At 67.9% G+C, this 11,207-nt stretch carries 11 protein-coding genes, 1 rRNA gene and 1 riboswitch; of the genes, 11 read left to right on the top strand and 1 reads right to left on the bottom strand.

Going from position 1 to position 11,207, the window contains the following annotated elements; genetic code table 11:
• The 11 genes from rrf to IEY95_RS04965 form a co-directional block, all read left to right on the top strand.
• Window positions 1–65: ribosomal RNA gene (rrf, locus tag IEY95_RS51020) — 5S ribosomal RNA — on the top strand; the annotation flags it as partial.
• Between the two features lie 163 nt (window positions 66–228).
• Window positions 229–837 (top strand): cardiolipin synthase ClsA, encoded by a 609-nt coding sequence (gene clsA, locus IEY95_RS05010; RefSeq protein ID WP_189184566.1) that lies wholly within the window; start codon window positions 229–231, stop codon window positions 835–837.
• A gap of 113 nt (window positions 838–950) precedes the next feature.
• Window positions 951–3,446, top strand: coding sequence for a mannose-1-phosphate guanyltransferase (locus tag IEY95_RS05005; protein WP_189184565.1), 2,496 nt, complete (start codon window positions 951–953; stop codon window positions 3,444–3,446).
• Between the two features lie 98 nt (window positions 3,447–3,544).
• The gene (locus IEY95_RS05000; protein ID WP_189184564.1) at window positions 3,545–4,450 is read left to right on the top strand and encodes a DUF881 domain-containing protein; all 906 of its coding nucleotides are present in this window, start codon (window positions 3,545–3,547) and stop codon (window positions 4,448–4,450) included.
• Entirely contained in the window at window positions 4,447–4,779 is a 333-nt protein-coding gene (locus tag IEY95_RS04995) for a small basic family protein (RefSeq protein ID WP_003988855.1), read from the top strand. The genes IEY95_RS05000 and IEY95_RS04995 overlap by 4 nt, the downstream gene beginning before the upstream one ends.
• A 5-nt stretch (window positions 4,780–4,784) precedes the next feature.
• Window positions 4,785–5,699 (top strand): DUF881 domain-containing protein, encoded by a 915-nt coding sequence (locus IEY95_RS04990; RefSeq protein ID WP_189184563.1) that lies wholly within the window; start codon window positions 4,785–4,787, stop codon window positions 5,697–5,699.
• 61 nt (window positions 5,700–5,760) lie between these two features.
• Window positions 5,761–6,720: a zinc-ribbon and FHA domain-containing protein gene (locus tag IEY95_RS04985; RefSeq protein ID WP_189184562.1), complete on the top strand. Its 960-nt coding sequence runs from the start codon at window positions 5,761–5,763 to the stop codon at window positions 6,718–6,720.
• A 42-nt stretch (window positions 6,721–6,762) separates the two neighbouring features.
• The gene (gene ftsR, locus IEY95_RS04980; protein ID WP_189184561.1) at window positions 6,763–7,518 is read left to right on the top strand and encodes a transcriptional regulator FtsR; all 756 of its coding nucleotides are present in this window, start codon (window positions 6,763–6,765) and stop codon (window positions 7,516–7,518) included.
• A gap of 86 nt (window positions 7,519–7,604) precedes the next feature.
• On the top strand, window positions 7,605–8,078 hold the full coding sequence (locus IEY95_RS04975; RefSeq protein WP_006123076.1) for a bifunctional nuclease family protein: 474 nt from the start codon (window positions 7,605–7,607) through the stop codon (window positions 8,076–8,078).
• 218 nt (window positions 8,079–8,296) lie between these two features.
• On the top strand, window positions 8,297–8,971 hold the full coding sequence (locus IEY95_RS04970) for a MerR family transcriptional regulator (protein ID WP_229702559.1): 675 nt from the start codon (window positions 8,297–8,299) through the stop codon (window positions 8,969–8,971).
• 101 nt (window positions 8,972–9,072) lie between these two features.
• On the top strand, window positions 9,073–10,542 hold the full coding sequence (locus IEY95_RS04965; protein WP_189184560.1) for a DNA polymerase IV: 1,470 nt from the start codon (window positions 9,073–9,075) through the stop codon (window positions 10,540–10,542).
• On the opposite strand, the gene IEY95_RS04960 is transcribed toward IEY95_RS04965, so the two are convergent.
• Window positions 10,464–10,835 (bottom strand): PRC-barrel domain-containing protein, encoded by a 372-nt coding sequence (locus IEY95_RS04960; protein WP_189184559.1) that lies wholly within the window; start codon window positions 10,833–10,835, stop codon window positions 10,464–10,466. The two genes, IEY95_RS04965 and IEY95_RS04960, sit on opposite strands and share 79 nt — an antisense overlap.
• Before the next feature lie 114 nt (window positions 10,836–10,949).
• Window positions 10,950–11,045, top strand: a riboswitch (glycine riboswitch).
• The last annotated feature ends 162 nt before the right edge of the window (window positions 11,046–11,207 follow it).

Genomic DNA, 11,207 nt, shown 5'->3' with positions numbered 1-11,207 from the left:
CTAAGCCTTACAGCGCCGATGGTACTGCAGGGGGGACCCTGTGGGAGAGTAGGACGCCGCCGAACTTCTTTTAGAGCTCCGGCTCTTGGGCATATCGCCCAAGAGCCGGAGCTTTTTTGTTTTCCCGAGGAGTTTCCCGATGGCGTCTCCACCCCTCCGCATCGCCGCGTGTGAGCTGCAGGTAAGGTCAGGGGGCATCGTTGGCTCTTTCCCACAGGAGGCCCCCGGGTGGAGGTCCAGGAGACCCGTGTCCAGACGGACCGGGTCCTCACCATCCCGAACATCCTCAGCATGGCGCGCCTTGTCGGCGTACCCATCTTCCTGTGGCTGATCCTCAGGCCGGAGTTCGGCGGTCCCAAGAGCGACGGTTGGGCGCTGCTCGTGCTCATGCTGAGCGGGATCAGCGACTATCTGGACGGGAAGCTCGCCCGTCGATGGAACCAGATCAGCAGCCTTGGCCGGCTGCTCGACCCCGCGGCCGACCGGCTCTACATTCTGTCGACTCTCGTCGGGCTGACCTGGCGCGAGATTCTTCCGCTCTGGTTGACCGCTGTACTTTTGGCGCGCGAGCTGGTTCTGCTGGTGATGGTGGGCATCCTCAGGCGCCACGGCTATCCGCCGCCTCAGGTCAACTTCCTTGGCAAGGCTGCCACGTTCAACCTGATGTATGCCTTCCCGTTGCTACTGCTCAGTGACGGAAGTGGATGGATCGCGTCACTCGCTGCTATTTTCGGATGGGCGTTCGCCGGATGGGGTACAACGCTGTACTGGTGGGCAGGGATCCTCTACGTGGTTCAGGTCCGCCGTCTTGTCAGGGCGGACACCATCGCCGATTGAGCTCGCCGATAGCGGGCTGTAGTGGCTCGTTGGCCCGCGAACGAAAAGTGCGGGACAATCTGGACGGGTGAAGTCGGCTAGACCGTCGTCTCTTCAAGGAGGACGCTTCCGACATGAAGGCCGTCGTGATGGCCGGAGGCGAAGGCACACGTCTTCGTCCCATGACCTCAAGCATGCCCAAGCCGCTCCTGCCCGTGGTCAACCGCCCGATCATGGAGCACGTGCTCAGGCTGCTCAAAAGGCATGGGCTCAACGAGACCGTCGTTACTGTCCAGTTCTTGGCGTCACTGGTCAAGAACTACTTCGGTGATGGCGAAGAGCTCGGCATGGAGCTCACCTATGCCAATGAGGAGAAGCCACTCGGTACCGCCGGGAGTGTCAAGAACGCCGAGGAGGCGCTGAAGGACGACACTTTCCTCGTCATCTCCGGCGATGCTCTGACCGACTTCGATCTCACCGACCTCATCAATTTCCACAAGGAAAAAGGCGCGCTCGTCACCGTCTGTCTGACGCGCGTACCGAACCCCCTTGAATTCGGCATCACCATCGTGGACGAAGAAGGCAAGGTCGAGCGCTTCCTGGAGAAGCCGACCTGGGGTCAGGTCTTCTCGGACACCGTGAACACCGGTATCTACGTCATGGAGCCCGAGGTCTTCGACTATGTCGAGGCCGATGTCTCCGTCGACTGGTCCGGCGATGTCTTCCCTCAGCTGATGAAGGAAGGCAAGCCGATCTACGGCTATATCGCCGAGGGCTACTGGGAGGACGTCGGTACGCACGAGAGCTATGTGAAGGCGCAGGCCGATGTCCTGGAGGGCAAGGTCGACGTCGAGATCGACGGATTCGAGATCTCCCCGGGGGTATGGGTCGCCGAGGGCGCCGAAGTACACCCCGACGCGGTACTGCGCGGACCGCTCTATATCGGGGACTACGCCAAGGTCGAGGCAAGCGCCGAAATCCGCGAGCACACCGTCGTCGGCTCGAATGTCGTCGTCAAGAGCGGCGCCTTCCTGCACAGGGCCGTTGTGCACGACAACGTGTACATCGGTCAGCACAGCAATCTGCGCGGCTGCGTCATCGGAAAGAACACCGACATCATGCGGGCCGCGCGGATCGAGGACGGTGCCGTCATCGGCGACGAATGTCTCGTCGGTGAAGAATCGATCATCCAGGGCAATGTACGCGTCTACCCGTTCAAGACCATCGAGGCCGGCGCCTTCGTCAACACCTCGGTGATCTGGGAGTCGCGAGGCCAGGCGCATCTCTTCGGCGCCCGTGGCGTGTCCGGCATCCTGAACGTGGAGATCACCCCGGAGCTGGCCGTGCGCCTCGCGGGGGCGTATGCCACGACCCTCAAGAAGGGCTCCACCGTCACGACGGCCCGCGACCACTCCCGGGGCGCTCGCGCGCTGAAGCGGGCGGTCATCTCGGCGCTGCAGGCCAGCGCCATCGACGTACGCGACCTGGAGAACGTGCCGCTGCCAGTGGCCCGGCAGCAGACTGCCAGGGGCAGTGCCGGCGGGATCATGATCCGGACGACGCCCGGTGTGCCGGACTCCGTCGACATCATGTTCTTCGACGGAGCGGGCGCAGATCTGTCGCAGGCCGGGCAGCGGAAGCTGGACCGTGTCTTCGCGCGGCAGGAGTACCGGCGTGCGTTCCCCGGTGAGATCGGGGACCTGCACTTCCCGTCCAGCGTCTTCGACTCGTACACAGGGTCGCTGCTGAGGAATGTCGACACCAGCGGTATCGCGGAGTCCGGACTCAAGGTGGTCGTGGACGCCTCGAACGGCAGCGCCGGGCTCGTTCTGCCCAGCCTGTTGGGCAAGCTCGGAGTCGACTCGCTGACCATCAACCCGGGTCTCGACGAGTCGAGGCCCACAGAGACGGCGGACACCCGGCGGGCTGGTCTGGTGCGGCTCGGTGAGATCGCTGCGTCCGCGCGGGCGGCGTTCGGGGTGCGCTTCGACCCGGTGGGTGAGAGGCTCTCGCTCGTCGACGAGAAGGGGCGGATCGTCGAGGACGACCGGGCCCTGCTTGTCATGCTCGACCTCGTGGCCGCGGAGCGACGCAGTGGGCGGGTGGCGCTGCCGGTGACCACTACGCGGATCGCCGAGCAGGTGGCGGCGTACCACGGCACACAGGTGGAGTGGACGACCACGTCCCCCGACGATCTGACGAGGGTCGGGCGCGAAGAGTCGACGATCTTCGGCGGCGACGGGCGCGGTGGCTTCATCATTCCCGAGTTCAGCGGCGTGTTCGACGGCGCGGCCGCCTTCGTACGACTCATCGGGCTGGTGGCGCGGACGCAGCTCACGCTCAGCCAGATCGACGCGCGGATTCCACGGGCGCACGTCCTCAAGCGCGATCTCGCGACCCCCTGGGCCGTCAAGGGACTTGTGATGCGCCGGGTCGTGGAAGAGGCCGGAGATCGGTTCGTGGACACGACCGACGGTGTGCGGGTCGTGGAGACGGACGGGCGCTGGGTGATGGTGCTCCCGGACCCCGCCGAGGCCGTCACGCATCTGTGGGCCGAAGGGCCCGACGACGAGTCCGCGGAAGCCCTGCTCGACGAGTGGGCGGCCGTCGTGGACAGCGCCGGTCGCTGAAACAACCAGCACGCGCGCGTGCCGGACAAGTGCCCCCAAGGGGGCCTGTCCGGCACGCCGGTGGGGCCATTCGGAGGTATCGCCCGCGACGTGCGACGATGTGCGGCATGCCGCAGCAGCCCCCCGTTCGGAGCAGCGCTCCGCGCCCCTCGCGCCCGGACGCCTCCATGTCGCTGCTCACCAACGTCATGGACCACAGCCTCGACGACGGATACGCCGAGGCGGCCGCCCGTAAGAAGGCCGAGGGCGGCGGTGGCATGCCGAAGACGGTGCGGGCGAAGCTCGGCCTCGCCGCCGGTCTGGTGCTCGCGGCCCTGGTGGTGACCGTGGGGGCGGCGAACGCGAGGATTGCGGCCCCGGTCGTCGCCAAGGAACGCCAGGAGCTCATCGACCGCATCGAGCGTGAGACGGCGGCCGCCGACAAGCTCGAGAGCAATGTCGACACCCTGCGTGCCGATGTGAGCGCGCGGCAGCGCGAGGCGCTCAAGAAGAGCGGCGGCGAGCAGGCCGACCTGGTGAGCATCCTGTCGGGCGCCACCGATGTGCACGGCCCCGGCGTGAAGCTCGTCGTGAACGACGCCAAGGAAGCCAGCACGGGCGGTGACGGCAGCAATCCGCGTGAGACCTCGGGGTTCTCCGACACCGGACGCGTGCGCGACCGTGACATGCAGCGCGTGGTCAACGGGCTCTGGGAGTCGGGCGCCGAGGCCATCGCGATCAACGGACAGCGGCTGACGGCCCTGTCGGCGATCAGGGCCGCGGGTGACGCGATACTGGTCGACAACAAGCCGCTGGTGCCGCCGTACACGGTGCTCGCGGTGGGGGACGACAAGCGGCTCAGCACCAGGTTCCAGAACAGTGCCGACGGGCTGTATCTGAATGCCCTGCAAGAGAACTTCGGCATCCGGACCAGCATCTCCGTCGAGAACGACATCCGGTTGTCCGCCGCACCAAGTGTGATCGTACGTACAGCACAGCCGAGCACAGAGAAGGGCACATCGTGATCGCCGTACTGGGCCTCGTCGTGGGAGTCGTGGCTGGATTGTTGGTCCGGCCCGAGGTTCCGGCGGTGGTCGAGCCTTACCTTCCGATCGCCGTGGTGGCGGCGCTGGATGCCGTGTTCGGAGGCCTGCGCGCGATGCTCGACGGCATCTTCGACGACAAGGTCTTCGTGGTGTCGTTCCTGTCGAACGTGGTCGTGGCCGCGCTGATCGTCTTCCTGGGCGACAAGTTGGGCGTGGGCGCCCAGCTCTCCACGGGGGTCGTGGTCGTCCTCGGTATCCGAATCTTCTCCAACGCCGCGGCGATCCGCCGGCACGTCTTCCGGGCGTGAGGCCGATGAGCAAAGAGGAAGAGACCTCCCAGCCCTCGGGGACCCCCCAGCCCTCGGGGACCCCCCAGCCCTCGGGGACCCCCCGGCCGTCCGAGACGCCGGAGAACCGGCTGCGCAAGGAACTTCCCGACGAGGTGCCCGCGGCCGCTCCCGACAATTCCCAGCAAGGCGGCCACCAGGGGGACGCCGAACCCTCGCTGACCGGCCGGCAGCGACTGGGCAAGGGCTTGTGGCCGCCGCGGGTGACGCGCGCGCAACTCATCGTCGCCGTGCTGCTGTTCGGCCTCGGATTCGGCCTGGCCGTCCAGGTCGCGTCCAACAGCGACAGCGGCAGCGCACTGCGCGGTGCACGCCAAGAAGATCTCGTACGCATCCTCGATGAACTCGACAACCGAACTCAGCGTCTTGAGGACGAGAAGCAAGGTCTCGAAGATCAGCGCACCGAACTGGAGAACAGCTCGGACCAGGCTGAGGAGGCGCGCAAGCAGACGGTCGAGAAGGAGAAGCAACTCGGCATTCTGGCGGGCACCGTGGCTGCGCAGGGACCTGGCATCACCCTGACGATCGAGGACACGAAGGGGACGGTCAAGGCGGACATGCTGCTCGACGCGATCCAGGAGCTGCGCGCGGCCGGCGCGGAGGCGATCCAGGTGAACGGCGTACGTGTCGTCGCCGGCACCTATCTGACGGACTCCGGAAGCGGAGTGAAGGTCGACGGGAACAAGATCACCCAGCCCTACCGTTTCAAGGTCATCGGCAAGCCGCAGGACTTGGAACCGGCACTCAACATCCCCGGAGGCGTGGTGCAGACAATGGAGAAGGAGCAGGCCACCGTCACGGTGGACCGCTCGACGAAGATCGTTGTAGACGCCTTGCGACCGGCGAAGCGGCCTGACTACGCTCGGTCGTCCTCCCAATGAGCCCGGGCCGCATGGGGGGCGCCCCGCGAGGGCATGAGGTTGCGGGGGGTCGGCGCACCGAATGGGTGGTGCGTGGTGGAAACTGTCTGGTGGTTACGGACGTTGTGAGGATGTCCGGGTCGACCGGTGTGTTCAATCAGGGTTCGTCCTGCCCCACGGGCGGGTCTGTTTCGGTCAAGGGGAATCGCCCGTGAAGTTGTTTGCGAAGTTGTTCGGCAAGAGCGCGCGAGAGGGCAGCGGTGACAATGCGACTGCTCGCCACCGCGCACCGCGCCATGGAGACATGGAAGGCCAGGGCGGCGACCGCCCGCTGTTCCGGGACCAGGTCGGTGACCTTTCCGGTGGTCAGGGCGCGCCGTCTGTTGACCCTGCCCAGTCCGGCCGCATAGGTTTCGGGGATCCGTCGACCTCAAGTACGGGTGGAGGGTTTACCTCCGACCCGTACGCGTCCCATGCCCCTGGTGGGCAGCCGCGGCAGGAGGATCCGTCCATGTCGGCCCTGGTGTGTACGAGGTGCGGTAACCGCAACGCGGAGAACAGCCGCTTCTGCTCCAATTGTGGTGCGCCGCTGCGGGGCGGCGCGGAGCGTCCGTCCGAGACGACGTCCACGATCTCCATTTCGGGCCTTGAGGCCTACGACGCCGAGGTGACGGGCCAGACGCCCTCGCCGATGCTCTCCCCGGAGGCGCAGGCGGCTGTCGACGCCCTGCCGCTCGGCTCGGCGCTCCTGGTGGTACGCCGTGGCCCGAACTCGGGCAGCCGCTTCCTGCTGGACGGCGAGCTGACCACGGCCGGGCGTCATCCGCAGAGCGACATCTTCCTGGACGACGTGACGGTGTCGCGCCGCCATGTGGAGTTCCGCCGCGCGGCGGACGGATCGTTCACGGTGGCCGACGTCGGCAGCCTGAACGGCACGTACGTCAACCGCGAGCGGATCGACCAGGTCGCTCTGTCGAACGGTGACGAGGTGCAGATCGGCAAGTACCGGCTGGTCTTCTACGCGAGCCAGCGGGGTATCTGACCCTCCCCCGGGCTCCGTCCGGGGGGACCCCCAGGAAGGTCCATGCTTCAAAGACCGAGCGGCGGTGCCGGAAGCGGTACCGCCGCCACGGACAGTGGGCTGATGAGCATCGGCGCGGTGCTGAACGTGCTGCGCGACGAGTTTCCCGAAGTCACCATCTCCAAGATCAGGTTCCTGGAGTCGGAGGGCCTCATCGAGCCGCAGCGAACCCCCTCGGGGTATCGCAAGTTCAGCGCGAACGACGTCGAGCGCCTCGGTCACGTCCTGAGGATGCAGCGGGACCACTACCTGCCGCTGAAGGTGATCCGCGAGCATCTGGACGCCCTGGAGCGTGGTGAGCCGGTGCGGCCGCCGTCCCCGGGGCGTCAGCGCGACTCCGGCGACGGTGAGTCGCTCGGTGACCTCTTCGGAGAGCCCGAGGCGCCGGCAGCGGCACGGGTGGGCCGTGCCGAGCTGCTGGCCGCGGCGGAGATCGGTGAGCAGGAGCTCGAGGAGTGGGAGTCGTACGGGCTGATCGCGCCGCTGCCGGACGGTGCGTACGACGCCGAGGCGGTGACCGTCGCCGCGCTCGTCGTCGAGCTGGGGCGGTTCGGGATCGAGCCGCGCCATCTGCGTGCGATGAAGGCCGCGGCCGACCGTGACGCGGGCCTTGTGGATCAGGTGGTGGCTCCGCTGCGCCGCCACCGCAATCCGCAGACCAGGGCGCACGCGGAGGCCCGTACGAAGGAGCTGGCGGGGCTCACGGTGAAACTGCACGCGGCGCTGGTGCAGACCGCGCTCGGCGTGCGACTGCCCTGATCCGGGGCGCCCGCCCAAGCCGTGGATCGTCCACCCGTTCTGTGCCCGACTACCCAAACGTCCCGGGCACGGCCTAGGGTTACTGTGTGAACGAGCTCGATGTCGTAGGTGTCCGGGTCGAAATGCCCTCCAACCAACCGATCGTGCTTCTGCGTGAAGTGGGAGGCGACCGGTACCTCCCCATCTGGATCGGACCAGGGGAGGCGACGGCGATCGCCTTCGCGCAGCAGGGCATGGCCCCGGCGCGACCGCTGACCCACGATCTGTTCAAGGACGTGCTGGAGGCCGTCGGCCAGGAGCTCACCGAAGTGCGCATCACGGACCTGCGTGAGGGCGTCTTCTACGCGGAATTGGTGTTCGCCAGCGGCGTCGAGGTGAGTGCGCGGCCGTCCGATGCCATAGCGCTGGCTCTGCGCACCGGGACGCCGATCTACGGCAGCGACGGGGTGCTCGACGACGCCGGCATCGCGATCCCGGACGAGCAGGAGGACGAGGTGGAGAAGTTCCGCGAGTTCCTCGACCAGATTTCGCCCGAGGACTTCGGCACCAACAGCCAGTGACGACCCGATGCGTCAGGCCGCTCGGGGCGGCAATTGCCCGCGGCCAGTGTGGTGTGCCGCGGTCCGCTCCGAGTGCATTCGGCTAGCCTTTCCCCGCGGTGGGGCACGGGAAACCACTCTTAGGGTGATTATCACTCGGCGTGCCGAGTGTGGCGATCGTTGACGCACCCCTGGTGACTGCCTACCGTCGAGAAGGCAGGTCAAGGACGGAGGTCGGCGTGAGAAGCAGCGGCGACGGTACGGCTGGGGGTGCCCCCGGACGCGGTCTGGGGGAGAGCAGCCCGTACCCTCCCCCAAGCTCTCGACTTCGCTCGAGCAGGGGGTACCCCCATCACGGCAGCGCGGCCGATCACGTTCCGCAGCGGCCGACGGCAGTGCCCGGAGAGGGAGGGGCGGTTTCCGAGGAGATCGGCTACCGCGGTCCCACGGCGTGTGCCGCCGCGGGCATCACCTATCGGCAGCTCGACTACTGGGCGCGGACCGGTCTGGTCGAGCCGAGTGTGCGGCCCGCCTACGGATCGGGTACGCAGCGCCTCTACAGCTTCAGGGACGTGGTCGTCCTGAAGATCGTCAAACGGTTCCTCGACACCGGGGTGTCGCTGCAGAACATTCGCACCACCGTCCAGCACCTCAGGGAGCGCGGATTCCGGGACCTGGAGCGGATGACGCTGATGAGCGACGGCGCGACGGTCTACGAGTGCACGTCCCCCGATGACGTTCACGCGCTGCTCCAGGGCGGCCAGGGTGTCTTCGGCATCGCTGTGGGCGTGGTGTGGCGGGACGTCGAGAGCGCACTCTCGCAGCTGCACGGGGAGCGCGTGGACACGGGCGAGACACTCGTCGGCCACAACCCGACGGACGAGCTGGCGCGACGGCGCAACCGGGCCGTCTGAGGCCCGGGCGAGGCAGTAGGGGAGCCGGCCCCGGCGGGCGAGGTCCACAGGGCGCCGGCCGTACCGGGGCATTGTCAGTGGCGTAGGGCAGCATCGGAGATGTGAGAACCGCGCCCACGATCCTGCATCTCGACATGGATGCCTTCTTCGCCTCGGCGGAGCAGGCGTCCAAGCCGAGCCTGCGCGGGAAGGCGGTCGTCGTCGGCGGGCTCGGGCCGCGCGGAGTCGTCGCCACCGCCTCGTACGAGGCCCGCGTCTTCGGAGTGAACTCCGCGATGCCCATGGCTCAGGCGCGCCGGCTCGCGCCGAACGCCGCGTATCTCGTGCCGCGCTTCGGGCTCTACCGGGAGGTCAGCGAGCAGGTCATGGCGCTGCTGCGGGCTCTGTCGCCCCTGGTGGAGCCGCTGAGCCTGGACGAGGCCTTCGTGGACCTGGAGGCGGGGGGAACGGCCTGGGACGAGGGCTCGGCGCGGCTGGCAGGGGCGAAGCTGCGCGCGGACATCCGGGCCGTCACGGGGCTCACGGGATCGGTGGGACTCGCCGCTTCCAAGATGCTGGCGAAGATCGCCTCGGAGCAGGCCAAGCCGGACGGCCTCGTCCTGATAGAGCCGGGGACCGAGCGCGCGCTGCTGGGGCCGATGTCGGTGCGGACGCTGCCGGGCGTGGGGCCCGCCACCGGGGACCATCTGCGGCGTGCCGGGATCACCACGGTCGACGAGATCGCCGAGGCGGGCGAGGACGAGCTCGTACGACTGCTGGGGAAGGCCCATGGGCACGCGCTGTACGCGATGGCGCTGGCCCACGACGAGCGGCCCGTGGTGGCCGAGCGGGAGGCCAAGTCGGTGTCGGTCGAGGACACGTACGACGTGGACATCCATGACCGTGTGCGGGTCGGTCTGGAGGTGCAGCGGCTCGCCGACCGGTGTGTACGGCGGCTGCGCGGAGCCGGTCTGTCCGGGCGGACCATCGTCCTGAAGGTGCGTAGGTACGACTTCTCGACGCTTACCCGGTCCGAGACCCTGCGGGGGCCCACGGACGACCCCACGGTCGTGCGGGAGGCCGCCGCGCGGCTTCTGGAGGCGGTGGACACGACCGGTGGCGTCCGACTGCTGGGTGTGGGCGTGACCGGGCTCGCCGACTACACCCAGGAGGACTTGTTCGCGCAGGCACAGGCGCAGGCCGCCGCAGGGGAGCCTGCGGTCCCAGAGCACTCCGCTCAGGAGGCGCCGGAGGAGTCCGCCGAGGAGCATGTGCCGCCCGCCGAGCGGCGGTGGCCCGCGGGGCACGACGTGCGGCATGCCGAGTACGGGCACGGGTGGGTACAGGGCAGTGGCCTCGGGAGGGTCACCGTGCGGTTCGAGACGCCGTACTCCGAGCCGGGGCGCGTGCGGACGTTCCGGACCGACGATCCGGAACTGGAGGCGGCGGACCCGCTGCCTCTGGTGGAGCGAAGACCGGGGGATCCGGGGCCCCGGGTTGCGGACCCCGGACCTCAGGCGTCCTCCGTGCCGGCGAGTCGCCCGAAGTCGCGGTCCGGCGGGGGCGGAGGGGGCGCCACGTCGAGACCGTAGTGGTGGTAGAGCTGGAGTTCCTGCTCGGGGGAGAGGTGGCGTCCGACGCCGAAGTCGGGGGCGTCCTTGATCAGGGCTCGGTCGAAGGGGATGCGAAGGGCGCCCTCGACGAGTTCACTGGGCTCCAGGGGCACGAAAGCGTCCCTGCTGAACAGGCCCGTGCGTATGGCCGCCCACTCCGGGATCCCGGTCGCGTCGTCGAGGTAGACCTCGTCGATCGTGCCGATCTTGGTGCCATTGCGGTCGAACGCCTTGCGGCCGATCAGGTTGCGCGGATCGATGTCGGTCTGCACGGGCCCTCCTCTTGGTCGCAACTCATTCGTAAGCACTACAAAAGAGCACATTCAGGAAGGCGGCCACTCGAAGACTCAGGTCTTGTCCTCGCTGGTAGGCTGGCAGGCGGCTGCTGACCCCGTGCGGGAGAGTCCTCCAGACTTCATCGGAGGCGCCGAAGGAGCAAATCCTCCCCGGAATCTCTCAGGCTCACGTACCGCACGGACGAGGTCACTCTGGAAAGCAGGGCGGGCGTCGATGGCCTCCGCTCTCACCGACGGTGAAAACCGGGTCGTCAGCGAACGGGCCGGTGAAACTCTCAGGTTGAGATGACAGAGGGGGAGGCCGTCGGGGCACCCGTGCCGGGGTGCCCCTCGAAGGTCGCGTCAGAC

It is taken from the genome of Streptomyces albiflavescens (assembly GCF_014645835.1).
Taxonomy (GTDB): domain Bacteria; phylum Actinomycetota; class Actinomycetes; order Streptomycetales; family Streptomycetaceae; genus Streptomyces; species Streptomyces albiflavescens.
Note: the sequence above shows the minus strand (reverse complement) of the source record. Positions and strands in the feature narration are given on the sequence as shown.

Coding starts and splice junctions, on each gene's coding strand:
- IEY95_RS05005 (WP_189184565.1), top strand. CDS start 951: ATGAAGGCCGTCGTGATGGCCGGAGGCGAAGGCACACGTCTTCGTCCC.
- IEY95_RS05000 (WP_189184564.1), top strand. CDS start 3,545: ATGTGCGGCATGCCGCAGCAGCCCCCCGTTCGGAGCAGCGCTCCGCGC.
- IEY95_RS04990 (WP_189184563.1), top strand. CDS start 4,785: ATGAGCAAAGAGGAAGAGACCTCCCAGCCCTCGGGGACCCCCCAGCCC.
- IEY95_RS04985 (WP_189184562.1), top strand. CDS start 5,761: ATGGGTGGTGCGTGGTGGAAACTGTCTGGTGGTTACGGACGTTGTGAG.
- ftsR (WP_189184561.1), top strand. CDS start 6,763: ATGCTTCAAAGACCGAGCGGCGGTGCCGGAAGCGGTACCGCCGCCACG.